Source organism: Vibrio sp. D401a, assembly GCF_030248515.1.
GTDB lineage: Bacteria > Pseudomonadota > Gammaproteobacteria > Enterobacterales > Vibrionaceae > Vibrio > Vibrio rotiferianus.
Genome location: NZ_JAHGAI010000034.1, coordinates 137766 through 161528, shown reverse-complemented (window position 1 = coordinate 161528; position 23763 = coordinate 137766). Strand labels below are relative to the sequence as shown.

Sequence of the window (23763 nt, the reverse complement as noted above, 5' to 3'; positions counted from 1 at the left end):
GGAAGCTCACCGAAGCTAAGCAGCTAGTTTGGCTTTGGTGACTTTAAAACCTTTACCAAGCAATTTTCTCAAAGCCATTAGAATCCTTACTTCGATATGGGTAAGATGCTTGATGCATTACACAAAACAAAAACAGAAAAGGAAGTCTATGAAAAAGAAAACCTTAGCACTGGTGACCGCGTTTGCGATGACGGGCGTATTACCGGGAGCTTATGCCGAAGACTCAACAAAGGAATTGGTTGAACACGTACACAAAATGGCGGTGAAGTACCCAACGACAAAGAAAGTCGATGTGGTGGATGAGTATTTTGGTACCAAAGTCAGTGACCCATACCGCTGGTTAGAAGACGACCGCAGTAAAGAAACCGCTGACTGGGTCAAAGCGCAGAACCAAGTCACGTTCGATTACTTGGCGCAAATTCCTTATCGTCACCAGATTGAAGAACGCTTAACTCAGTTGATGGATTACGAGAAGTTAGGGCGACCATTCAAAGAAGGTAGATACACCTATTTCTACAAGAACGACGGTTTGCAAAACCAAGATGTGCTTTACCGTCAACTTGATGATGGCAAGCCAGAAGTCTTCCTCGACCCAAATACCTTTAGCGAAGATGGCACGACCTCGCTGGCGAATGTGAGCTTCACTAAAGATGGTTCTTTAGTCGCTTACAGTATTTCAGAAGGCGGTAGCGATTGGCGCAAAGTAATTGTGCTTGATACTGAAACCAAAAAGCCTGTCGGTGAGACGTTAGTGGATATTAAGTTCAGTGGCGTGAATTGGCTGGGGAACAAAGGTTTCTACTACTCAAGTTACGACAAGCCAGAAGGCAGTGAGCTTTCGGCAAAAACCGACCAACACAAGCTTTACTATCACGAGCTAGGCACTAAGCAGAGTGAAGACAAGCTTATCTTCGGTGGTACAGAGACAGAGAAGCACCGATACGTTCGTGGTTACACTTCGGACGACCAACGTTACCTGTTTATCTCAGCAAGTACGTCAACGTCTGGCAATAAGCTGTTCTTCAAAGATTTGACCAAGCTAGACAGTCCGCTGCAAACCATTTTGGATGACACCAATTCTGATACTTGGGTGATTGATAGCAAAGACACCAAGTTGTATTTGGTCACCAACTTAGATGCACCAAACAAACGCGTGGTGACGGTGGATGCGAGCAACCCTGAGCCGAAGAATTGGAAAGATTTGATTCCTGAAACTGAAAATGTGCTTAGCCCATCAACTGCAGGCGGTTACCTGTTCGCAAGCTACATTGTTGATGCCCTTTCGATGGTCAAACAGTACGATATGGACGGTAAGTTCATTCGCGAAATCAAGCTACCAGACATCGGCAGTGCTTACGGCTTTTGGGGTAAGAAAGAAGACGCTGAAGTTTACTACTCTTTCACCAACTACAAGACGCCAAGCACGACCTATCGCCTAGACATCAAAGAGGGTGACAGCGAGGTTTACCACAAATCGAATGCACCATTCGATCCTGCACAATTTGAATCTCGTCAGGTGTTCTATAAGTCGAAAGATGGCACCAAGATTCCTATGATCATCACCTACAAAAAAGGCACGCCGATGGACGGCACTGCGCCAACGATCTTATATGGTTATGGTGGTTTCAATATCAGCCTGACGCCTTACTTCAGCCCAAGCCGAGCGGCATGGTTGGAAATGGGCGGTATCTATGCTGTTGCGAACATTCGTGGTGGTGGTGAGTACGGCAAAGAGTGGCACAATGCCGGCACCAAGTTGGAGAAGCAAAACTCGTTTGATGACTTTATTGCCGGAGCTGAGTTCCTTATCGATAAAGACTACACCTCGTCAGATAAGCTCGCGATTAACGGTGGCTCGAACGGTGGCTTACTTGTTGGTGCGGTGATGACGCAGCGCCCAGAGCTGTTCAAAGTGGCACTGCCAGCAGTGGGTGTATTGGATATGCTTCGCTACCATACCTTTACGGCAGGAGGGGGCTGGGCTTATGACTACGGTACAGCAGAACAAAGTAAAGAGATGTTCAATTACCTCAAAGGTTACTCGCCAGTACACAATGTTAAAGCCGGCGTTAAATACCCTGCAACTATGGTAACAACGGGTGACCACGATGATCGAGTGGTGCCAGCGCACTCTTACAAATTTGCGGCTGAGCTACAGTCTAAACAAGCGGGTACAAACCCAACTTTGATTCGAATCGAAACCAATGCAGGTCACGGTGCAGGCACACCGACTAGCAAGGTTATCGAGAAAACTGCCGATGTTTACAGCTTTACTTTGTTCAATATGGGCGTTGAAAAGCTGTAAGTTAGGCTTAAACTGAAATAAAAACGCAGCCTGTAGGCTGCGTTTTTTCATTCGTTGCTTACCAGTTTGGCTCGATACTGTTCTTGCAGGATATACATGCGTTTTACATCGCGGTAGCTTCCGTTGATAAAGAACTCTTGTACCAAATGCCCTTCCTCAATAAAGCCACATTTCTGGTATAGGTGAATCGCTTTCTCATTGTCCAACGCGACCAGCAAATAGATTTTATGAAGATTGAGAATGGAGAATGAATAGTCTAAAGCACGATGGATTACTTCTTCGGCATATCCTCGCCCCTGATGATCTGGTGCGATTATAATTTGGAATTCCGCACTGCGGTGAATGTAGTTAATCTCGATTAACTCTACTAAACCAATTAATACGCCGTGTTCATCTTCCACGACAAAGCGACGCTCAGCGTCATCATGAATATGCTTTTGGTACAACTCTTCCAATTCATCATGCGATTCGTATGGCTCTTCAAACCAATACGTCATGATATTACGGTTGTTATTAAGATCGTGAATAAAGCGCAGATCTGAACGTTCTAATGCACGAATAGTAAGACCATTTTTCATCGTTTATCTCCAGAGAGTAAAAGCATAATCAAAGGCAATTATGACTCCTCCATCTTAGCTCATTAGGGGGAAATCTCCCCTTTACTTATGTAAGTCGCAATGCGTAAAAGCGATCTCCATCAAGCTCTGATAAAACCAATAAAAACAAGGCTTAGAGCGATAATAAAAGTTAATCATAACGACAAAAAACCTGATTAGGTTAAGGGGGTAATTTCAGATTAAATACCGCCAACGACTTAAGGTCATAATCTACATAAACAAGGTATTAAATATGTTTTCAATCGGTGACGTAGTAGTAGCTACTAAAGGTATCGATCTAGGTGAAATGGTTGTTACAGGTCTGAGCAGCGGCGGTTTCTACGTACGCGTTCAAGCTGGTGAAGCAACTCTGACTTACCCAGCTAAAGATGTTAAGAAAGCATAATTTAATTTGCTGACTTACAAAAAAGGTGGCTCATGAGCTGCCTTTTTTTGTGTCTATAATTCCTTATCTAATCCGCTCTGATTTATTTTTGATCAATTTCAATTAATCCCAGTTATATATTTTCTCTCCCACCATTTTTGACTCATATCAAGAAAAGATCCACTTTTAACTTGTTGTTTTTATGTTGTGTTTTTCACTTTTATCTACAAGTAACTGATTTAGAAAATGTTAGATGTTAAATAAGCTACTCATCTAAATATTCGATTAATTTCAATTCCTTTTTCCCATTTTTAAAAGTTGCTTCATTTCAATAACTTTCGCCGCAACTGATTAAGGGGAACAGTGATGAATAAAAAGAAAATAACGCTAGGGATTGTAGGAGTTGGCTTGGTGGCGTACTTCGGTACTGTCTATATGGTGAACCAAGACGATAAAAAAGTGGCTCAACAAAATCTGACGCAATTTAGTTCGTTAGATCAATCGACACTGGATTATCAAGCGATGAAGGTATTGGCGGATAAAGGTTGTGGCTACTGCCATACGCCGAACAGTGAAATGCCTTTCTATTCTGAAATGCCAGTGGCGAAACAAATTATGGAAGCAGATGTGAAGGTGGCGATGCGTCACTTTGACATGACCAACTTGCTGGATGACGTGAAGCAGAATGATCCTGTTTCTGAAGTGGCACTTGCTCGTCTTGAGAAGGTGCTTTACGACGACTCAATGCCGCCAGCGATCTACCTGACTATGCACTGGTCAGCGAGCATGTCGAAAGACGAAAAACACACCTTATTGAAGTGGATTCGTGAGAAGCGTGCAGAGCGTCATGCACAGTCTCCGGTATCTGAAGAACGTAAAACCAAAGTTCTACAACCAATTTACACCACGTTCGAAACCGATGCAGACAAGGCTGAACTGGGTAAGGTGCTTTATCACGACACGCGACTATCAGGAGACAATAGTGTCTCATGTGCGTCATGCCATAGCCTTGATACAGGCGGCGTGGACCGACTCGTAACATCTGTTGGTATTCATGGCCAAGTGGGTGGCATCAATGCGCCAACCGTGTTTAATGCTGTGTACAACAAGCTGCAATTCTGGGATGGTCGTGCTGCCGATCTGCAAGACCAAGCGGGTGGTCCTCCGTTTAACCCGATTGAAATGGGCTCTATGGATTGGGATGAAATCGTCGATAAGTTAAGCCAAGATCCAGAAATGGTTGCGATGTTCAAAAAGGTTTACTCAGGTGAGATTAATGGCAACAACATCACGGATGCGATTGCCGAGTTTGAGAAAACCCTAACCACACCAAACAGCCGCTTTGACCAATACATGATGGGTGATACTCAAGCGTTGGACTCGCACGAGAAATACGGCTTGATGTTGTTCAAGAAGTACGATTGTCAAACCTGTCACGCAGGTGAAGCGATGGGTGGGGAAACGTTTGAAACCATGGGTATGAAAGCGGATTACTTTGCTGAACGTGGTACTGACATGACGGACGCAGACCTTGGTCGTTACAACTTCACTGGTAACAAAGAAGACAAGCACAAGTTCAAAGTGCCAACCTTGCGTAACATTGAACTGACACCGCCATACTTCCACGATGGACATGCTGATACGCTAGAAAAAGCCATCTACGACATGGGTAAATACCAAGTCGGAGTGGAAATGTCGGATGAAGAAGTGGAAGCCATCAAAGCGTTCTTGAAAACACTGACGGGCGATTATGAAGGCCGCCCTTTAAGTTAAGCTGAGGCATTACCGACAAGTTTGTCACCGATAAAACAATAGACTTCGCAATCGAGACCACCTTTGATTAAGGTGGTCTTTTTTATGGAACAAATTCAATCAAGTAGGGATAGATATGATTGATCATTTTGAAATTAAGGTTGTGGATTTTGATGCTTGTGTCGTTTTTTATTCCAAGGTGCTTACCCCTTTGGGCATCGAACTAAAATGGTCAGACGAAGCAGCGGCAGGCTTTGGATTAGTTGGTGAAGCCAATACGCGCTTCCTGATAGAAAAGGGTGGCCAAAGTGCCCCTTGCCATATTGCGTTTAAAGCGAATGACAAAGCGTCCGTTGAGGCCTTTCATAAAGCGGGTATTGAGGCTGGGTTTACTTGTCATGGTGAGCCAGGTTTGCGTGAACACTATGCGCCAAATTACTACGCAGCGTTTTTTTATGATCCCGATGGTAACAACATCGAAGCGGTGGTTTATTTATAGGACGTTAACTATAGGATGAGTCAGTGGGTATTTACTGATCGAACGATCGCTAGGTCATTGGTTTTACGATCAAGATAGAAGATAATCGAGCTCCTATTTCATCCCTATAAAAAGAACGAAAAATACTATGAAAGTTGTCGTCACAAAGGCAAAAAAACAGCACGCTCAAGGCATTACCGAAGTTCTCAATCCCATCATAGAAGAGGGCTTATACACGATCCTTGATACCACCTTCACCCCAGAAGAGGAAGAAGGCTTCATTGAAAGCTTTCCTGAAACGGGTGTGTTCAATGTGGCATTGAATGTAAAAGAAGCGGATGAGGAAGATAGCACCGTGCTAGGTTTCCAAAACGTAGAACCTTTTGCCAGTTATACCAAGGCATTCGCGCATGTCGGCATTATCGGTACGTTCGTCGATGCCAAATGTCGCCGACAAGGTGTCGCTTCAGCGCTGTTTACTGCCACCTTTGCTGATGCTAAATCCAAAGGCTATGAAAAGTTGTTTGCTTATGTCCGAGAGGACAACCCCAACGCGCTCGCTACGTATTTAAAACATGGCTTTGAAGTGATTGGTACCGCTAAGAAGCACGCCAAGGTTGACGGCCAATACATCAATGAAGTCATGATCGAGAAGTTTCTCTAGCGCCTAGAAGGAAAGCAAGATGCACAAATCAGCAGGTATCATCATCAAAGACGGCGCGTTGTTAGTGTTGCGCTCAAAAGGCAAAGACACCTTCTATGCGCCGGGTGGAAAACTGGATAGTGGCGAAACTTCAGAGCAAGCGTTATGTCGCGAACTTCAAGAAGAAGTGAGCATTGCCGTGAAGGAAAATGCATTGACGCTGTTTGGTCGCTTTGAAGCGCCTGCACACGATAAAGACGGCATTACTTTGGTCATGGATGTGTTCTTCGTTAATGATTATTCGGGCGAGGTGGTTGCCAGTAACGAAATCGAAGAGTGCCTATGGGTAGATTCTTCAAACGTGGATGACATCGCCATAAGCACGATTTTCCGCAATGAGGTGTTCCCAAGCTTGGTTGAACAAGGATTAGTGAAATAACACTAAACCTCTAGCAGAATACGAAAACGCCCACAATGCGACCGTATTGTGGGCGTTTTCTTATGAGCTTTTACTTAGTCAGTTTTTCTGCGTATTCGCTTAGGATCTGCTTGTAGACTTCAACTGGTTGAGCGCCTGTCACTGCACTTTCCATATTGAACACCACTGTTGGTACTGAGCTCACGCCAAGTTGATGCCATTGGCTTTCTTGATACTCGATAGAGTCAGCATTACTTGCATCGTCTAGGGTGGCGATGCCCATATTTGCATCTAAACCAATGTCAGTCAGAATCGTTGCCAGTGTGTTTCGGTCAGAGACATCTTTGCGTTGACCAAAGAAGGCCGCGAACAGGGCTAACTTCAGTTCAGTTTGCTTACCAAATTGCTCTGCCCACTGCAGCAGTACGTGTGCATCTCGCGTGTTAACCATCTTCATGTCATCAAAGTAGTCAAAGTCGAATCCCACTTCTTTACCCAGATTAGTCAGGTTATCGCGTGCACGAACGCTGTCTTCCGGCGTTGTCCCGTATTTATTCGCTAGGTGTTGGCGTAGGTTTTCACCTTCTGCTGGCATGTTTGGGTTCAATTCGAACGGTTGCCATTCCAACTCAATTTTATCTTCCAATCCTAGCTCTTGAATTGCTTGTTCTAAGCGTTTGTAGCCGATGATGCACCAAGGGCAAACCACATCCGACACTACGTCGATTTTGATTACTGATTCCATAAAACAGACCTTACTTTTTCGAGTTATAAAATGGATATGGAGACCAAGAGTGTGAATTCAACCAGTTACCTTTTAGTAACCTGATGCTTTCTCACCGCGTTTTATCTTTCAGCGTATCTTTTTCTACAATTCATGTTGACCTGTCTATAACTCTACAGTTTAAGATGCTTTCATCAGCGCTGAGGAAAATTACATGTATCGGATATCGGAACTGGCAGAAATGCTGGGTTTGTCTCGCACCACATTGCTCTATTACGAGAAGATTGAGCTCATCAAAGGGCAACGGTTAAGCAACGGCTACCGCGCGTATAGCGATGCGGATCTACAACGCTTGCGTTTGATCCAGCAATTGCAGAGTGGCGGACTGACGCTCAAGGAGTGTAAAGCCTGTTTGGAAGCCAAAGTAGATCGACAGTTGATGTTGGAAAGACTCAAACAGCTCGATGAAGAGATTGAGCAAAAGCAGAAATCGCGACAGCTGTTGGCAGCGCTGCTGGGTGAAACACCGTTAACCGATTGGCATGAATCGTTGGATGAAGTCGCGCCGGATGCGCACTTTAAATGGCTGATGACGCAAGGTTTTAGCGAGAAAGAAGCCCTTCACTTACGTTGGTTATCAAAAGATATGAATACTCACGACGACTACATGGCGGACTTCTTTCGCGTATATGAAGCCTTGGAGTTTTGGGGGCCTGGTTCAGAGCAAGATACGTTGAAAGCATTGAGCCTATTACCAACTCAACCTGATGAAATATTGGAAATCGGGTGCGGGCAGGGCATTGCGACTCGTACTTTGGCAAAACATGCACACATCACTGCGGTCGATAACGACGAGCCGTCTTTGCAACGCCTACAAGACAAAGCGGAGGCTCTTGGCTTAAATGACAATATCACCACGGTGTGTGCGAGCATGACAGAACTGCCATTTGCAGAGGGCTCGGCTGATGTCATTTGGGCAGAAGGCAGTGCTTACATCATGGGTGTGGAGAACGCATTCAAAGCATGGCGCCCATTGCTTAAAGACGGCGGTATCTTAGTGGTGAGCGATTTGGTTTGGAACACGGATACACCAAGCGAAGATACGGTGGCGTTCTGGCAAAAAGAATACCCAGATGTGGGCAGTGTCGAGAAGCGTATTGCGCAGGCGAAAGCAGCAGGCTACCGAGTGTTAGATACATTCCCAATTAGCCAACAGGCATGGGATAACTACTACGCTCCTTTAGATGAGCGTGTGCAAAGTTTGAAAGCTGAGATGCCAGCATCACAAGCATTAAAAGACATACAAGTTGAATTAGATATCGTTAAACGCCGTGGTAATGAAGTGGCGTATCAGATGTATATCTTACAAAAAGATTGATAGAAAAATGAACGAAACAACAAATCAGAATACTCAAAAATCTAACTACACACTTTCTCAATATGAGAGAGCTATGAGCAGCGAGATGATCGCTTTGTTTACTCAAACCTTTTCTGATTCTGAAGGTGAAGCAGAAGGCAAAACCATTGGCTTACTCGTCGGCGATTTGTTAACTACAACGCCAGAGCAAGAATTGAAAGGCTTTGTTGCGAAACAAGATGAGCGCTTGATTGCAGGCGTGTTGTTTACACCGCTACGTTTTGAGAATGGTGAAGTGGGTTACTTATTGTCGCCAATGGCAACACTAACAGAGTGCCAAGGGAAAGGCGTAGGACAAGCCCTGATCAACTTTGGCCTTGAACACTTGAAACAGCAAGGTTTCGAGTTGGTGTTTACCTACGGCGACCCTAACTTCTACTCGCGCGTTGGTTTCCAACAAGTGACGGAAGCGCAATTCAAAGCGCCTCATACTTTGAGCTTCCCACATGGTTGGTTGGCACAATCACTTGTAGGTGAATTGACGCCAATCCAAGGCACATCCTCTTGTGTGCAAGGTTTGGATACTCCTGCTTACTGGTAACCCATTAAGCTCCGGCAATTGTTGATCTAACCTGAACGAAAAAGCCCCTCTGCGAAGAACTTGCAGAGGGGCTTATTAATATGCTCTATCAGTGTAGAGGTAGCTAATTACTTCACGGTAAGAACCATCTTGCCTACGTGGCCCTTCTCTTGGAATGCCGCTTGCGCTTGGTTGATGTCTTCCAGTGGGAATGTCTGTGCGACTAATGGTTTGATGTTGCCTTGTTCAATATGATGAACCAAGTTTCCAAACACTTCAGGCTCAAGGACAGTACAACCAAAGAAGCTGAGATCTTTGAGATACAAAGTGCGAACGTCTAGCTCAACCATCGCACCGCCAATGGCACCTGATACCGCGTAACGACCTTTCGGGCGCAACACTTCAAGGAACTGTGGCCACTGGTCGCCAGCAACCAAATCAATCACCACATCGACGCTGTTACTGCCAAGCGCTTCAACAAGATTTGCATTACGTGGCACGACTTCATCTGCGCCCAACTCCAGAACTTGTTCATTTTTGCTTGGACTTGTAATGGCAATAACGCTGGCACCGCGCGCTTTGGCGAGTTGAATCGCTGCAGAGCCCACACCACCGGAAGCACCAGAAATCAGGACACGATCTCCTTTGGCAACACGAGATCGCGTGAGCATGTTTTCTGCCGTTGAGTACGAACATGGGAAAGAAGCAAGTTCAACGTCAGTTAAATCCGTCTTTAGTTGGTAGGCGTGCTTAGCTGAGACCACGGTGTATTCTGCAAAACCACCGTCGCATTCTGAGCCAAAGTACCAAGGTGGATTAATGGTTTCGCCATTTACATCGCTCAAGCAAGGTTCAATCAGCACGCGTTCACCTATGCGGCTTTCACGCACCATACTACCCACGGCAACGATCTCGCCACAGACGTCAGCGCCTTGAATGCGTGGAAGAACCAGTGCATTGCCACTCCAACTTGCGTCCTCGCTATCGTTGTCGCCTTTTGAATACCAGCCGATACGCGTGTTGATATCGGTATTGTTCACGCCTGCTGCGGATACACGAATCAGCACTTCGTTCTCTTTTGGCGTTGGGACAGGAATATCTTGGCGGTATTCCAACATTTCTGGTCCGCCGTGACCGGTCAATAGAACACCTTTCATTGTGGTTGGTAGTGTTGTCATGATTAATCTTCCTTTAGCAATCTTAAAACAGCTTGTTGCGCAGAGTTCAGAGCCTCGTTACCCAGTACTGGCCAAGCGCTGGAGACACCTTCGTGCAATAAGAAAAGCTGCGTGGCGAGGTCTTGGCGAAGGCTCTGTTTACCCAAAAATTGTCGAACGTCTTCTTTGTGCGCTTTCACGGTTTGGTTGATGATGTCGTGCTCGGGAAATGCCGCAATCGCGTTCATCGACATGCAACCATGCGGTGCGTAGTCTTCCATCCATTGTTTGAGCTTGTTGAATACGTGCTGAGTCGCTTCTAGCCCGGCTTGTGGCGAGTTATCCAGCAGGAAGTTTAAGTAGCGCTGGTGGCGGTGTTCTAACGCAGCCACGATCATGTCTTCCTTAGAAGGGTAGTGCTTGTACAAGGTACGTAGGCTAACACCACAGGCCGTCTTGAGCTGTGCCACACTCGGCTCGGCAAATCCAAGCTCGCTAAAAGCTTGCTCTAAACTGGCGGCGATCTGTTCTTTCAACATAGCGTCTTCTCATGGGTAGAATGAATGTTCTACCTTTAGGGTAAAGCGATCGTTCTACCTGTGTCAACCAAGATCGCAGACATAAAAAAACGGAGCCCGAAAGCTCCGTTTTAAATCATCAAGTTAGCGCTAAATATTTTTGTATTCGTCCAACACCAACTGGCTAATTTGAGCGATGACTTGGTCGCGCGCCTGCAACGATAAATCGGTCTCAGTAATGTAAATGCTGATGTAAACCGGTTTATGGTTTTCTTTCCAGATCATCGCCGTGATACCACGCGAGCCAAACCCGCCAGCACCTGAACGATCGGCAATCGACCAGCCTTTTGGCAACACAGATCGCATCAAAGAATCGGAGACTTTGTTGTCTTGCATCCAAATCTTTAACTGAATACGTGATTCGTAAGAGAGTGCATCACCTTCTAGCAGGGTGTGTAGAGTGTTTACCATGGCGTTAGGCGTTGTTGTATCTTGCTTGTCGCCAGGTTTTGCTTCATTCAATCTTGGTTCAAAACGGTCAAGGCGAGTGGCCTTGTCACCAATAGAACGCAAGAATCTGGTTACACTATGCGGGCCACCAATGCTGCGTAAAACAATGTTGGCGGCGGTGTTATCGCTCATCAGCATTGCGGCTTCACAGGCATGTTCAATACGGGTAGTTTGGCCTGCCATTCGATCCATGACAGGTGACCACACCACCATGTTGCGCTCTTCGACTTTCGCGGTGGCGTTTTTATCAAGCTTTTCGCTGTCCATGTCTTTCAGCATGGTCGCGCACGCCAGCGTTTTAAAGGTACTCATCATTGGGAAGCGCTCGTCGCCACGGTAATCCCACTTTTCGTCTGTTTGTGTATCCCAAACAGAAACGCCAATGCGACCCGTTATGTGGTCTTCAATTGCGGAGAGGTCTTCATTCAGTTTGGCGGCGTACGTTGCACTCGAACAGACTAACAATCCGAGTAGCAGAAATAGCTTTTTCATTATTGATTTTCTTAGTGTTATTTATTCCAGTTCGCACCTTGGCGAATTTAGCCGGAACTATAACGAGTGAATACTCTAATGACTGTTAGATTCTTGTCTTTTTTCTGTAGGAATCCTTGCATATGTCGAGCTTTACCCGCTTTTACTCTTATTGACGTTGCTTTACATGTGAAGCGCTAAAGTAAAATTGTCGATTAACCGAGTAACCAATCATGAAAACATTCCGCAATATCATCTGGGCAATGATCGCCGCGATGTCCGTATTATGGTTTGCGATGGAACCGCAGCTTTTGTCTTCTACCAATGTCTTTGAATGGCGATCTGCCATGATCCAATATTCAGGCATTCTGTCTTTGATGCTGATGTCGATAACCATGGTGTTGGCAATGCGCCTTCCTGTGGTTGAAAACTGGCTACATGGCATGGACAAAGCGTATCGAGTGCACAAATGGCTCGGCATTGGTGGCGTTGCATTAGGTTTGGCGCACTGGCTTTGGTATCAAGTGCCGAAATGGCTAGTCATGTCTGGTGTATTAGCAAGACCAGAGAAACACACAGGTGCAGGGCCTGAGGGTAACCTCTTTGGAATCGAGGCTTGGATTCATGGTCTGCGCGATCTTGCTCAAGGCATGGGTGAGTGGGGCTTCTACATGCTGTTGGTTTTGCTGGTGGTTTCTCTATGGGGCGCAGTGAAGTACAAACCCTTTAAACTATCGCACCGCTTTATGTCGGTGGCGTATTTGCTGATCGCGATTCACTCCGTACTGCTGCTCAAACGCGCGTATTGGGGCGAGCCTGTTTACTATCTTACTGTTGGGTTTGCCGTCGTCGGTTCGATTGCCGCGCTCTACAGCTTGTTTGGCTTCGTTGGTCGTCGTAATAAACATTCTGCGGTTGTGGCGTCGACACGTTACTTCCCTCAAGCTGAAGTGATGGAATTGGTCGTTAAACCAAATGCGTCTTGGCAAGGGCACAAGGCGGGGCAATTTGCTTACTTACGTTTTGGTGATGAAGATGCCCATCCGTTCACTATCGTCTCTGGCAGTGAAAGCAATGAATTACGTTTCCTAATCAAAGAGCTAGGCGATTTTACTACCGGCTTGTATGAGCGCGTAAAAGCGGGCGATGCGGTAATGGTAGAGGGGCCTTACGGACGTTTGGAATTTGATTTAGAGAAACCTCAAATCTGGATTGCTGGTGGGGTAGGGATTGCTTCTTTCTTTGCCGCTTTGGAAGCATTGAAAGTGCAAGCGCAAACTAGCGATGTTCATCTGTTTTACTGCAGTCGTGGTATCGACGGCCAGTTGGTCGATGAACTTTGGCACTTAGCGCACCAAGCAAGCGTCAAACTGCATGTGATAGATACCATGAAATCGCCACGTTTGAATGCTGAACGTATTGCGGCTCAGTGTGGTGATTTGAACCAGTATGAAATGTACTTCTGTGGACCAGAAGCTTTCTCAAAAACACTGAAAAAAGAGCTAGATGCGTATCAATTTAATATTGAGCAGAGTTATCACGAAGAGCTGTTTATTATGCGCTAAGTGTCAAGATTGTTAGTCATAAGTTAGCTCAGCGGTGAGCTTTTTAAGCCTCAATTTCGATATTCAGAAATGGGTAGGGTAATAAGCAAATCCAAACCGAGAGAGTAAAGATGACTATCACATCAAAACGCATTCTAGCGCTAACAACATTGGCAACTGTGACCGCTTCTGGCCACGCATTGGCAGAAGGCCGCAACAACTCAATTGAAGCGGGTGCGACCTTCGTTGGCGACCACGAAATGTATACCTTGGGTTACAGCCGCGATGTGGGTAACAACATTGTCACCGGTGGTGGTATTTTTGTTGGCTCTGACGCAATTGATATGCCCGTAAAGAACGATCAAGACGCTTGGGGTATGTACGCGAACATTGGTTACCGCTTTGAAATTGCTGAGTTCGATATCATTCCTAAGCTTGGTATCAACTACTTTAATGCGGACGTTGATATCAATGGTGGCACTCACTCTGGCCAGAGCATGAACATTGATAGCGTTTACGCTTCTGTTGGCGGTACGGTTAACTGGCGTATGGTCGGCCTAACGGTTGATTACGGTAAGATCAACGACTCAGCGGTTAACCCGATCAATGGTAAAGAATTTGAAGAAGATGTGGTTCGCGCTACGTTGAGCTTCAACTTCTAACGTTTTTCATCGACCTTTATATTTTTATCGTTTTATTGCACATACTGCTTGTTTGCCGCCTGTACCGGGCGGCTTTTTTGTATGTCCAGTATCTCGATGGCCATTGAGGCTATAAATCGTTGAGAATATCGGACAGGTGCTTTTCTAATTTCACTATCGTTGGGTGTTGATAATAGCCACGGTGAAACTGCAAGCCGATATCAAAGAACATCTGAGCGTTATCCTGAATCAACGGAATCTTCTTGATGCCTTGCGGCAAAGCCGAATTGGGCAGGGCAAAGCAAATCAGAACATAATCGGTTTTGATTAACCAATCCAAAGCGGCATGAACTGATGGCACGGTTAAACGTCTTTCCAAAGCAAACCCAAGTTGTCGCTTCACCCTCTCATAGTAAATGGCATCATCCAGTGCGCCCATCGACACTCGCACCAATTTTTCATTTTGTAGACGTTGAATATCAATATGATCTCGTTGCCAAAGCGGGTTGTTCTGCGAGGTATAGAGATACAAACCAAGCTCACCGATTTTCCGCTCAACCACGCGTTCATTCATAACAGAAGGGTAGCCAGAAATACCGACGGCAAGTGAGCCTGCTTTTGGAAATTCGATGCCTTCAAGATTCCAATCGACCATCGAGAAATCAGCGATATTGTCGTGTTGGCTGAGCAATTCGAGTAGGGGTGTGGTGAGAATGGCGCTCAGAGGGTTTGGTACAAAAAAGCGAAATTGGGTCGGTTGCGTAGCGGCTTCAAGGACGTTGACTTGAGTTTGAGCAGACTCCAGTTGTTCTAACGGTTCCTCGATAATGTTCATGAGTTGACTGCAAAACAGGGTCGGGAAATACAGCCCTTTGTTGGCAATGAACAGCTCGTTGCCAAATAACTCACGGCAGTCAGCTAGCTGGCGATTAAACGTTGCTCGGCTGATATCGAGCGTATGGCACACCTTGGGCAACGACTTCTGTTCAAAAATCAGGTTTAAAAAGCGATACAGGTTGAGGTCTATGGAGTGTTTCACAAAGCGCCTTAAGCATAAATTTACGTCGTTGGTTACGACATTGTGTGGTGTTCAAAGGTTCAAATTTGAGCTTCTTAACCGTCAAAAATGCGCACGTAATCCACGTATTCTGAGAGTGGTAAATCGACGTATTCATTGCTCGGAGGTGTCATGCTTAAAGATCTGGTTGGCTTATTCATTTTGGTGCTTTTGCTTAGCGCTCCAGTGCTTGCAGAAGAGAGAGAACCCTTTATCGCCGGTGGCGTAACGTTTTTGGATAAGCATGAGGTCTTAAGTGTAGAGATGGGTGCAGAAGTGTTGCCCAATATCAATTGGTCACTCGGCTTCAATGCACCGATAGACAGCGGTGAGCAAGAGCATTTCGGCACGCATTGGGCAGAGAAGCAAGTTTGGGGATTACATACTGCGTTGGGTTACGAAATTCGCGTAAACGATGTGTTGGCGATAACGCCGCGTATCGGGTTGAATTACAACAATGTCGAGATTGAGTATTTTGAAGAAGAGACGGGTGAGTATGTCGACACAGATAGCCAAAACAACTTTGAACCAACCTTAGGCGTCAAAGTCGATATTGCCAGCGTTGGTCTTATTGTTGAAGGCTACAAAATTGACGAGGACATCAGCTTGTCGGAGGAAGATGAGATGGCGGTTCGAGTCATGGCAGCCTATAACTTCTGAGCCGATATCGGTTCGTAAGTAAGGAATCAGAGAGAAAAAAGGAGCTGAAATGTCAGCTCCTTTTTGTTGTGTTCAAGTACGATTTACAGCGTAATGTTCTTTGTCATGCCTGCTTCTGCATGGCCCGGAATGTTGCACGCGAACTCAATCTTGTTGTCACCGTGGAAATGCCACAACAACTGCTTCGCTTTGCCCGGTTCGACCGTCACAGAGTTGCCCGAGTCGTGCATATGATCACCGCTCATTGTCTTCATCATTTCGCGATGTTCTAACTGCTCTTTAGCCGAACCAATCGTAAACTCGTGGTTGATCTTACCTGTGTTCATGACTACAAACTGCACCACATCGTTTGGCTCAATCTTAACGTCTTTCTTGAACTTGATGGTCATGTCATCACCCAAGATAACGTGTACCACCTTGTCTGGCTTTGCCCCTTTTGCTGGCATACCTACTGCCGACATGCCCGGCATATCCATCATGTTTGAATGGTCCATTTTACTGTGGTCCATCTTCATACTGCCGTGGTCCATATTTTCATGCTTCATGTTGCTATGGTCCATGTTCGCGTGGTCCATGTTTGAATGATCCATTTGGGCAAACGCAGTCGTTGTTGTTAGGGCTAGAGCAAGAGTGATTAGTGTCTTTTTCATTTTTATATCCTTGTTTTAATTCATTAATAACTTGGTTGCTTCCCCTCAAAACGGCATGTTTGAGGGGAAGGTAGGGATTAAGCGTTGTTGCCAGTGCGATCTGTGCTGTCGGCGTTTTCGATTTGGTTGCCAGTTTGCGTGCTTGTTTGGCTCGGAGTTGAGTTGTTTGGGCGCAACTCACGTTGTTTCCACAGCTTGAAGATGGCTGGAAGTACCAACAGCGTCAGCAGCAGTGCCGATGCCATACCGCCAATCATTGGTGCGGCGATGCGTTGCATTACTTCTGATCCTGTACCTTCGCCGTACATGATCGGAATCAGACCAATAATGACCGTCAGTACCGTCATCATTACTGGGCGGACACGCAGGCCTGCACCTTCACGAATGGCATCGGTTAGGTCTTTCGCCTCAAGCTTCTGTTGGCTCTCTTCCGTATCCAGCTTTTTGTAGTGCCATGCTTGGTTGAGGTAGACGAGCATGATGACCCCAATTTCAACCGCGACGCCTGCGAGGGCAATAAAGCCGACCCCAACAGCAATCGAGAAGTTGTAGTTGAGGATATGCATGAGCCACAAACCACCGACCATAGCGAGCGGTAGCGTAAGCATGATGATCATCACTTCGCCGACACGACGGAAGCTGAAGTAAAGCAGCAGCATAATGATGGCAATGGTGATTGGTACCACGACGCTCAAGCGGTCTTTCGCACGCTCCATGTATTCGTATTGACCAGACCAAGCCAGCGAGTAACCCGCAGGAAGCTCCAACTGATCGGCCACGACTTGCTGTGCTTCCACGACGTAAGAGCCAAGGTCACGGCCATCGATGTCGACAAACACCCAGCCGTTTGGACGTGCGTTTTCCGTCTTGATCATTGGAGGACCGTCTTCGTAACGAATATCCGCTACATCAGCCAGCGCAATACGAGCGCCATTTGGTGTCACTAACGGTAGGTTTTGCAGTTTAACCACTGAATCACGGTAGTCTTGTGGGTAACGAACGTTGATTGGGTAACGCTCCAAGCCTTCGATGGTTTCACCTACATTCATGCCGCCCACCGCGGTCGAGATCACCTGCTGAACGTCTTTGATGCTCAAGCCGTAACGCGCCGCTGCACGACGTTTAATGTCGATCGTGACATAACGACCACCTGCGACACGTTCTGCGTAAACCGATGCTGTACCTTGTACGCCATTAAGAATTGGCTCCAGCTGGGAACCGATCTTCTCAATCACTTTCAGGTCGGGACCCGCGATTTTAATGCCGATAGGGGTTTTGATGCCCGTTGCCAGCATGTCGATACGCGTTTTGATCGGCATTACCCAAGCATTAGTAAGACCAGGGAACTGAACCAGTTTGTCGAACTCTTTGCGTAGTGACTCGGTTGTTACGCCTTCACGCCATTGGTCGCGTGGCTTCAACTGAATCACGGTTTCGATCATGGTGAGTGGTGCTGGATCGGTTGCGGTCTCAGCTCGGCCAATTTTGCCCCATACGGTTTTCACTTCTGGAACGGTTTTGATCAGCTTGTTGGTTTGTTGTAGAAGCTCACGCGCCTTACCAATCGAGATACCCGGATAGGTCGTTGGCATGTACATCAAGTCGCCTTCATCCAGCGGCGGGATGAACTCGCTACCCAGTTTACTGGTTGGGTAGTAAGCCGATGCCATTAGACCTAATGCGATAACAATCATGGTCTTAGGGTATTTTAAGCTGGTGTTCAACAGCGGACGGTACAACGCGACCAAGCCACGGTTAACCGGGTTTTTGTGTTCCGGTAACACCTTACCGCGAATGAAGTAGCCCATAAGAACAGGGACGAGTGTGATCGCCAAACCTGCAGCCGCTGCCATGGCGTAAGTCTTAGTGAATGCAAGCGGCGAGAACATCTTGCCTTCTTGGCCTTCTAAGGCGAACACTGGTACGAAGCTAAGAGTAATGATCAACAACGAGAAGAACAGCGGTGCGCCAACCTCTTCTGCGGCTTTGCCAATTACTTGCCAGCGGTTTTTATCGGTCAGTGGCGTTCGTTCAATGTGCTTATGAACGTTTTCAATCATCACGATTGCACCATCCACCATGGCACCGATGGCAATCGCGATACCACCAAGGGACATGATGTTGGCATTGATGCCTTGCCAATGCATTACGATAAACGCAGTGAGAATGCCAACCGGTAGACTCAGAGCGATAACCAATGAAGAACGAATGTGGAATAAGAACAACGCACACACAATCGCAACGACGATGAACTCTTCTGCAAGCTTCTTCCATAGGTTTTCTACCGCTGAATCGATAAGGGTAGAGCGGTCGTAGGTTGCAACAATTTCCACGCCTTCTGGCAGGCTGCGTTGTAGGTCGGCGAGTTTGTCTTTGACTTTTGCAATCACTTCACTGGCGTTTTCACCAAAGCGCATCACGATAACGCCGCCGACCGCTTCACCTTCGCCATTCAGCTCTGAGATACCACGGCGCATTTGTGGACCAAGGTTAATGTCTGCGATGTCTCCTAAGAGCAACGGCGTGCCTGTCTCGGTGACTTTTAGCGGCAGTGATTTAATGTCTTCAATGCTGGTTAAGTAACCCGTGGTACGAACCATGTGTTCGGCTTCAGCCACTTCGATAACGGACGCGCCGGTTTCTTGGTTACCGTTTTGGATTGCCATGTTCACTTGTTGCAAAGTGAGGTTGTACGCACGCAGCTTGGCAGGATCAATCTGCACTTGATACTGCTTCACCATGCCGCCCACGGTCGCGACTTCAGAAACGCCATCCACGGTTTGCAATTCGTACTTCAAGAACCAGTCTTGTAGGCTGCGAAGATCCGCCAAATCATGCTTGCCGGTTTTGTCTTGTAATACGTAGCTGTAAACCCAGCCCACGCCCGTTGCATCAGGACCTAGGGTTGGTTTTGCGTTCGGTGGCAGCTTTGGTGCTACTTGGCTTAAGTACTCCAACACGCGTGAACGTGCCCAGTACATGTCGGTATCATCGTTGAAAATGATATAAACGTAAGAGTCACCAAAGAATGAGTAGCCACGAACCGTCTCAGCACCCGGCACGGCAAGCATGGCGGTGGTGAGTGGGTAAGTAACTTGATCCTCGACGACTTGAGGAGCTTGACCCGGATAGCTTGTCTTGATGATCACTTGCACATCAGAAAGATCCGGAATCGCATCAACAGGCGTATTCTTTACACTGTAAAGTCCGCCTAATACAAGGGCTAAGGTCGCGACCAACACTAGGAATCGGTTGCTCAGTGACCAACGAATAATAGCATTGATCATAATTAACCCTCGACGGCTGTTGTTGCAGGAACTAGCTGTTTAAGAACGTAGTCAGATCCTTGTTTTTCAACTAGAAACCGAACTTTCTGTCCTTCTTCAAAATCCGATAAATCAACGTCTTCGCCCACTGAAAAGTTCATCTCGCCCGCATCCCAGTTCCATTCTGCAACCGGTAGGTGGTTTAAGGTAATCATGCCAAAATCAGCCATCAGCATTGTGATGTCACCAGTCAGCCAAACTTCAGCTGCAATGACGCTGTTGTCTGCCTTATAGTCGATGATTTGGTACTGACCGGACTCTGTCTTTTGCATTTCAAATTTGATAGCCTGACCTTTTTTCAAGTCACCCATTTCAACGCCATCTGCGAAAGTGAAGTTCATTACCATGCCCGGCCAATCCCATTCTGGTACAGGCTGGTGGTTGATGGTCAGCATACGGTGATCTTTCATCACATCCGTGATCTCACCTTTGGCCCATGCCGTTTCTGCTGCCGCTTCTACACCATTGATGCGAGATAGATCCGCCGACTGGCTTGATTCAGAGTCGAGCATAAAGTGAGATGAAGTAACTATCTTGTCGCCCTGTTTAAGTCCTTGTAATACTTCGATTTGTTCGCCAGCTTCGCGGCCAACTTCAATTCGAGCAGAACGGTATTTGCCATCACCTTCCGCCAGGACAACGCGAGTCATACCGCCAGAGCGGATAACAGATGATTTAGGAATCGTTAATACTGCGTCGTCAGTGACAGGCTGCAGGGCAATATTGGCGAACATATTTGGCTTCAATGCGCCATCTGGATTAGGGAATTTAAGACGCACACGTAACGTACGTGTTTTCGGATCGAGGATTGGGTACACGTAATCTACGACACCTTGCCATTCATTGCCCGGAATCGCGTCAAGGGTCATCGTGGCTTGAGAACCCGCTTTCATCCAGTGTGCTTGACGCTCAAAGACTTCTGCATCAACCCAAACATTGTCCAAAGGACCTGCACTGATCACCGCTTGAGCAGGGGACAAATAGCCACCTTCACGCACGTTTAAGCTCGCGATAACGCCATCAGCAGGCGCTTTGATTTCAATGGTTTGCGATGCTTTACCACTACGAGTAATGGATTTGATTTGAGCACGGTCAACCCCAAGCGTTACCAAGCGTTCGGTCGCGCCTTTTACAAGACCTTTGCGGCCAGTGCGGTACGCATTCAGCAATTCTTCTTGTGCTTTAACCAGCTCAGGAGAGTAGAGCGTGAAAAGCACATCGCCTTTCTTCACTTTCTCACCCACGGCATTGATGTAGAGTTTTTCTACCCAACCCGCCACACGAACGTTGGTTTGCCATAACAGACTTTCATCAAAGGCAATATAACCAACGGTTTCGATGCGTGGTGACAACTGCTGTAGTGTCGCGTTTGCGGTTTTAACCCCGAGGTTATTTTCTACTGAAGGGTCAATAGTCACTGTACCTGGTGCATCTTGTTCACCGGATAGGTCTTCTGCGTAAACCGGAATCAAATCCATGCCCATTGGGGACTTACCCGGTTTGTCGCGTTTGTAATTCGGATCCATTGGGGCAACCCAGTAAAGCGGATCATTAGAGCTTGCAGCAGATTCGCCACCCATCGCACTCATGTTGTGAGCCGAGCCCGTAAGAAAATGATTAGCACCAAACCCTAAAGCACCACCAACAATCAGCGCGATGGTTGCAATCTTAAATGTTTTCATTGTTTTACCTTATTTTCCCCTTCACATTTGACGCTACAGCGTTGTTGCCAGCTCTCGTTCACCCAAATCACATAGCAGATCTATGCTCATGGGATTCTCTCGTTTGCCGCCTAGCTGTAGCCCCAACTGTCTTGGGGAATCACAAATTAATATGTCGAAATAGAGCGAGCTTCCGGTGAAGCCACTTGGTAGTCGAAACCACCGAGTAGGGTGGCTAAATTGCTGTTTGCGATGTTGAGATCGGTCAGCAGACGTTGTTGCTCTAATTGCAGAGCCAACTCGTCAGTCGTGGCAGAAATCACATCGTTAAACTGCGCTGTGTTGTTTTGATAACCCCGCTCAACGGCTTGAATGCGCGCTTTCGCTTGAGGCAATAAGGTGGATTGATAACGTTCTAAACGTTGGGTTAAGTTGCCGCGATCAACCAGCAAAGTGTTCACCTTGGCATTCATCTGCGTTAGTAAGGTGTCTTTTTGCGATTGTGCCGCACCAACTTGGTATTGAGCGGCAGCAAGATTGCGATCTTGGCGGTCACCAGTGAACAGTGGAATGTCCATGGTTAAGTAAGCGCTGACCAAGTCAGAAGCGGGTTCGCCCATCATGTTGTCGGCTTGGCGGTAGGCGTACATTACTTCGACGCCAAATTGTGGGTTGTAGGCTTGCTCAGCAATCTCCACCTGAGTTTTATTGGCAGAAATGCTAACGTCTGCCATCTTAACCATCGGGTGTTGGCTGAGTTGCTGATAATGCTTGGTGGAATTCTGACTGGCAGCAAGTTTGCTGTTCAGTGTGTCCCAGTTCAATTGATTGCTCGCGTGCAGAGCCTCTTCGTTTGCCAACCAGTCTGACCCCAACCATTCGGAGAGTTGAGAGATAAGACGACGTTGCATTTGTGCGTTGGCTTGCAGTTTCTCATCCAACTTGCTGACTTGTAATTGAGCGTTGAGTAGGTCTTGCGCTTCACTCTTACCAATCGAATAGTTGGTTTGAATAAAGCTTTCCATCTCCTTCATCAACTTGAGGTTCTCAAGCATGATTTGCTCCGCGTGTTGCTGGTAACCAAGCTCTAACCAAAGTTGAGTCATGCTGTTGGCTACCTCAAGCTCACGAGCATGAACTTGAAGCCCAAGGCCGTCGGCTTGTTGATTGGCTTTCTTCTGTTGTAAATCAAGCGTAGAGCCACGCTCAAACTGTTGCATTAAACCAACGGAGATATTGGTCATTGGGTCTTCATCGAATTTGAAGCTGTCGACAGGCAAGCCACCAAAACCCACTTTTAGTTTTGGGTCCATCAAGGTCGCACTCGCGACGCCCGTTTCACGCATGGCAGCAGATTGCGCTGAGTATTGCTTACGATTGCCATCGTTACTCAAAGCGACGTTGATCAGTTGGGCAAGCTTGGTCGTTGAAGCTCGCTCACTTGATGTGGAATTTTGCGCTGCGTGCGTCTCTTTACCTGCGGCGTTAACCAAGGTTGGCGCAGCGACCAGAGCCACCATAAAAATAGGTGCAGCTAAGCGGTATGGTTTGATATCCATAATCTAAATCCAGTGTTCGCCGGATCGATGGAGGTGCAGATTTTATTGCGGGAACAGTAAAGCCTTGTTACCTCATCGTTCAGGCGCATTAAAACAACCTGCGATACACGCGCAGGGTCGAATGCTAGGATGGATTTAGGCTATTGGAGGTCGGTACAGGTCGCGGCTGACGTGTACGACTGGGGAAGCAACTTCAGGAGTAATAGTTGCGCGATAGACGACGGGCATCGGGCTATTGACAGGATTCGGTAGGGGGACGAAAACTATCGTACACGCAGCAGTACAGCAGGTATGAACCATGCCAGAGCCTCCACCACAGTTCATGCTGGTTTCTCTTGCATCGCCATCTTCGGACATAGAAGCGTCAGTCATGGAGACGTCCATCATGCCAGGCATACCGCAGTGTTCGCTGTCACTCATCATAGAAGGATGGTGAGCCATGCCAGTAGACATCATTTGAATATTCATCAACGGCTCACTGTTCGCCACACTAGATACCAATAGCACTAGCGTCGTGAAGAGAGTTAACCAAATTGTATGCAGCGATTTTAAGTGCATACCCTTTCCCATGTGTTTGATGAAAATGATGAAAACCCTTCGATTCTAAAGGTTAACCTAAGGGTAAGGTCAATCATTTATTACTCTTATTATCAAAATAGTCCAACCCTTCAGTTTTCGCACTTTCGAGGGAGTAAAACGTTTGTTAAACACCGAGTGTTGAAAGTTAGCGAAAGAAGCCCTCGCTTTTTATGACACGTGAAAAATGTGGTT

At 46.8% G+C, this 23763-nt stretch carries 22 protein-coding genes; 11 read left to right on the top strand and 11 right to left on the bottom strand.

All coding sequences use genetic code 11. The features are described 5' to 3' along the window. The first annotated feature begins 148 nt into the window (after positions 1-148). On the top strand, positions 149-2305 hold the full coding sequence (locus tag KIV41_RS13775) for a prolyl oligopeptidase family protein (protein WP_285336683.1): 2157 nt from the start codon (positions 149-151) through the stop codon (positions 2303-2305). A 47-nt stretch (positions 2306-2352) separates the two neighbouring features. On the opposite strand, the gene speG is transcribed toward KIV41_RS13775, so the two are convergent. Beyond that, a complete protein-coding gene (speG, locus tag KIV41_RS13770) occupies positions 2353-2883 on the bottom strand; it encodes a spermidine N1-acetyltransferase (protein ID WP_010452814.1) in 531 nt (176 codons plus the stop codon). A gap of 271 nt (positions 2884-3154) precedes the next feature. On the opposite strand from speG, the gene KIV41_RS13765 reads away from it, so the two are divergent. The 5 genes from KIV41_RS13765 to KIV41_RS13745 all read left to right on the top strand — a co-directional run bounded on the left by KIV41_RS13765 (position 3155) and on the right by KIV41_RS13745 (position 6598). Next, the gene (locus tag KIV41_RS13765; protein WP_005426336.1) at positions 3155-3307 is read left to right on the top strand and encodes a hypothetical protein; all 153 of its coding nucleotides are present in this window, start codon (positions 3155-3157) and stop codon (positions 3305-3307) included. 345 nt (positions 3308-3652) lie between these two features. Next, on the top strand, positions 3653-5059 hold the full coding sequence (locus KIV41_RS13760) for a cytochrome-c peroxidase (RefSeq protein WP_285336682.1): 1407 nt from the start codon (positions 3653-3655) through the stop codon (positions 5057-5059). A gap of 115 nt (positions 5060-5174) precedes the next feature. Then, entirely contained in the window at positions 5175-5537 is a 363-nt protein-coding gene (locus tag KIV41_RS13755) for a VOC family protein (protein WP_045394680.1), read from the top strand. Positions 5538-5664: 127 nt separating this feature from the next. After that, positions 5665-6180, top strand: a complete 516-nt coding sequence (locus tag KIV41_RS13750) for a GNAT family N-acetyltransferase (RefSeq protein WP_285336681.1) — start codon at positions 5665-5667, stop codon at positions 6178-6180. Between the two features lie 19 nt (positions 6181-6199). Then, on the top strand, positions 6200-6598 hold the full coding sequence (locus tag KIV41_RS13745) for an NUDIX domain-containing protein (protein WP_045394678.1): 399 nt from the start codon (positions 6200-6202) through the stop codon (positions 6596-6598). Between the two features lie 70 nt (positions 6599-6668). Here the strand turns inward: KIV41_RS13745 and KIV41_RS13740 are convergent, their stop codons facing one another. Beyond that, on the bottom strand, positions 6669-7322 hold the full coding sequence (locus KIV41_RS13740; RefSeq protein ID WP_045394676.1) for a DsbA family oxidoreductase: 654 nt from the start codon (positions 7320-7322) through the stop codon (positions 6669-6671). A gap of 193 nt (positions 7323-7515) precedes the next feature. Here KIV41_RS13740 and KIV41_RS13735 point away from each other — a divergent pair, with 193 nt between their 5' ends. Both KIV41_RS13735 and KIV41_RS13730 read left to right on the top strand, forming a co-directional pair. Continuing rightward, on the top strand, positions 7516-8679 hold the full coding sequence (locus tag KIV41_RS13735) for a MerR family transcriptional regulator (RefSeq protein ID WP_252042480.1): 1164 nt from the start codon (positions 7516-7518) through the stop codon (positions 8677-8679). Between the two features lie 7 nt (positions 8680-8686). After that, the gene (locus KIV41_RS13730) at positions 8687-9259 is read left to right on the top strand and encodes a GNAT family N-acetyltransferase (protein WP_252042481.1); all 573 of its coding nucleotides are present in this window, start codon (positions 8687-8689) and stop codon (positions 9257-9259) included. Positions 9260-9366: 107 nt separating this feature from the next. Here the strand turns inward: KIV41_RS13730 and KIV41_RS13725 are convergent, their stop codons facing one another. The 3 genes from KIV41_RS13725 to blaCARB all read right to left on the bottom strand — a co-directional run bounded on the left by KIV41_RS13725 (position 9367) and on the right by blaCARB (position 11915). Then, positions 9367-10416, bottom strand: a complete 1050-nt coding sequence (locus KIV41_RS13725) for an alcohol dehydrogenase family protein (protein ID WP_306309781.1) — start codon at positions 10414-10416, stop codon at positions 9367-9369. A gap of 2 nt (positions 10417-10418) precedes the next feature. Beyond that, positions 10419-10934: a TetR/AcrR family transcriptional regulator gene (locus KIV41_RS13720; RefSeq protein ID WP_005435424.1), complete on the bottom strand. Its 516-nt coding sequence runs from the start codon at positions 10932-10934 to the stop codon at positions 10419-10421. A gap of 129 nt (positions 10935-11063) precedes the next feature. Beyond that, positions 11064-11915 carry a CARB/PSE/RTG family carbenicillin-hydrolyzing class A beta-lactamase gene (gene blaCARB, locus KIV41_RS13715; RefSeq protein WP_252042482.1) on the bottom strand — a complete coding sequence of 284 codons (852 nt, stop codon included), beginning with the start codon at positions 11913-11915 and terminating at the stop codon, positions 11064-11066. 212 nt (positions 11916-12127) lie between these two features. Between blaCARB and KIV41_RS13710 the strand changes: the two genes are divergently transcribed. Further along, positions 12128-13459: a ferric reductase-like transmembrane domain-containing protein gene (locus KIV41_RS13710; protein ID WP_252042484.1), complete on the top strand. Its 1332-nt coding sequence runs from the start codon at positions 12128-12130 to the stop codon at positions 13457-13459. Positions 13460-13569: 110 nt separating this feature from the next. Next, positions 13570-14100 (top strand): hypothetical protein, encoded by a 531-nt coding sequence (locus KIV41_RS13705; RefSeq protein WP_009706222.1) that lies wholly within the window; start codon positions 13570-13572, stop codon positions 14098-14100. Positions 14101-14209: 109 nt separating this feature from the next. On the opposite strand, the gene KIV41_RS13700 is transcribed toward KIV41_RS13705, so the two are convergent. Further along, positions 14210-15118, bottom strand: a complete 909-nt coding sequence (locus tag KIV41_RS13700; protein ID WP_252042486.1) for a LysR family transcriptional regulator — start codon at positions 15116-15118, stop codon at positions 14210-14212. A 150-nt stretch (positions 15119-15268) separates the two neighbouring features. On the opposite strand from KIV41_RS13700, the gene KIV41_RS13695 reads away from it, so the two are divergent. After that, positions 15269-15796: an autotransporter domain-containing protein gene (locus KIV41_RS13695; RefSeq protein WP_039840349.1), complete on the top strand. Its 528-nt coding sequence runs from the start codon at positions 15269-15271 to the stop codon at positions 15794-15796. Positions 15797-15879: 83 nt separating this feature from the next. Here KIV41_RS13695 and KIV41_RS13690 read toward each other — a convergent pair whose 3' ends face one another. The 5 genes from KIV41_RS13690 to KIV41_RS13670 form a co-directional block, all read right to left on the bottom strand. Next, positions 15880-16446 (bottom strand): copper-binding protein, encoded by a 567-nt coding sequence (locus KIV41_RS13690; protein ID WP_270051492.1) that lies wholly within the window; start codon positions 16444-16446, stop codon positions 15880-15882. 77 nt (positions 16447-16523) lie between these two features. After that, positions 16524-19733, bottom strand: coding sequence for an efflux RND transporter permease subunit (locus tag KIV41_RS13685; protein WP_285336680.1), 3210 nt, complete (start codon positions 19731-19733; stop codon positions 16524-16526). A gap of 2 nt (positions 19734-19735) precedes the next feature. After that, on the bottom strand, positions 19736-21454 hold the full coding sequence (locus tag KIV41_RS13680) for an efflux RND transporter periplasmic adaptor subunit (RefSeq protein WP_285336679.1): 1719 nt from the start codon (positions 21452-21454) through the stop codon (positions 19736-19738). Positions 21455-21600: 146 nt separating this feature from the next. Continuing rightward, positions 21601-22992, bottom strand: coding sequence for a TolC family protein (locus tag KIV41_RS13675; protein ID WP_252042490.1), 1392 nt, complete (start codon positions 22990-22992; stop codon positions 21601-21603). A 135-nt stretch (positions 22993-23127) separates the two neighbouring features. Next, positions 23128-23550: a hypothetical protein gene (locus KIV41_RS13670; RefSeq protein WP_039840344.1), complete on the bottom strand. Its 423-nt coding sequence runs from the start codon at positions 23548-23550 to the stop codon at positions 23128-23130. Between the last annotated feature and the right edge of the window lie 213 nt (positions 23551-23763).

Coding starts and splice junctions, on each gene's coding strand:
- KIV41_RS13775 (WP_285336683.1), top strand. CDS start 149: ATGAAAAAGAAAACCTTAGCACTGGTGACCGCGTTTGCGATGACGGGC.
- speG (WP_010452814.1), bottom strand. CDS start 2,883: ATGAAAAATGGTCTTACTATTCGTGCATTAGAACGTTCAGATCTGCGC.
- KIV41_RS13765 (WP_005426336.1), top strand. CDS start 3,155: ATGTTTTCAATCGGTGACGTAGTAGTAGCTACTAAAGGTATCGATCTA.
- KIV41_RS13760 (WP_285336682.1), top strand. CDS start 3,653: ATGAATAAAAAGAAAATAACGCTAGGGATTGTAGGAGTTGGCTTGGTG.
- KIV41_RS13755 (WP_045394680.1), top strand. CDS start 5,175: ATGATTGATCATTTTGAAATTAAGGTTGTGGATTTTGATGCTTGTGTC.
- KIV41_RS13750 (WP_285336681.1), top strand. CDS start 5,665: ATGAAAGTTGTCGTCACAAAGGCAAAAAAACAGCACGCTCAAGGCATT.
- KIV41_RS13745 (WP_045394678.1), top strand. CDS start 6,200: ATGCACAAATCAGCAGGTATCATCATCAAAGACGGCGCGTTGTTAGTG.
- KIV41_RS13740 (WP_045394676.1), bottom strand. CDS start 7,322: ATGGAATCAGTAATCAAAATCGACGTAGTGTCGGATGTGGTTTGCCCT.
- KIV41_RS13735 (WP_252042480.1), top strand. CDS start 7,516: ATGTATCGGATATCGGAACTGGCAGAAATGCTGGGTTTGTCTCGCACC.
- KIV41_RS13730 (WP_252042481.1), top strand. CDS start 8,687: ATGAACGAAACAACAAATCAGAATACTCAAAAATCTAACTACACACTT.
- KIV41_RS13725 (WP_306309781.1), bottom strand. CDS start 10,416: ATGACAACACTACCAACCACAATGAAAGGTGTTCTATTGACCGGTCAC.
- KIV41_RS13720 (WP_005435424.1), bottom strand. CDS start 10,934: ATGTTGAAAGAACAGATCGCCGCCAGTTTAGAGCAAGCTTTTAGCGAG.
- blaCARB (WP_252042482.1), bottom strand. CDS start 11,915: ATGAAAAAGCTATTTCTGCTACTCGGATTGTTAGTCTGTTCGAGTGCA.
- KIV41_RS13710 (WP_252042484.1), top strand. CDS start 12,128: ATGAAAACATTCCGCAATATCATCTGGGCAATGATCGCCGCGATGTCC.
- KIV41_RS13705 (WP_009706222.1), top strand. CDS start 13,570: ATGACTATCACATCAAAACGCATTCTAGCGCTAACAACATTGGCAACT.
- KIV41_RS13695 (WP_039840349.1), top strand. CDS start 15,269: ATGCTTAAAGATCTGGTTGGCTTATTCATTTTGGTGCTTTTGCTTAGC.
- KIV41_RS13690 (WP_270051492.1), bottom strand. CDS start 16,446: ATGAAAAAGACACTAATCACTCTTGCTCTAGCCCTAACAACAACGACT.
- KIV41_RS13685 (WP_285336680.1), bottom strand. CDS start 19,733: ATGATCAATGCTATTATTCGTTGGTCACTGAGCAACCGATTCCTAGTG.
- KIV41_RS13680 (WP_285336679.1), bottom strand. CDS start 21,454: ATGAAAACATTTAAGATTGCAACCATCGCGCTGATTGTTGGTGGTGCT.
- KIV41_RS13675 (WP_252042490.1), bottom strand. CDS start 22,992: ATGGATATCAAACCATACCGCTTAGCTGCACCTATTTTTATGGTGGCT.
- KIV41_RS13670 (WP_039840344.1), bottom strand. CDS start 23,550: ATGCACTTAAAATCGCTGCATACAATTTGGTTAACTCTCTTCACGACG.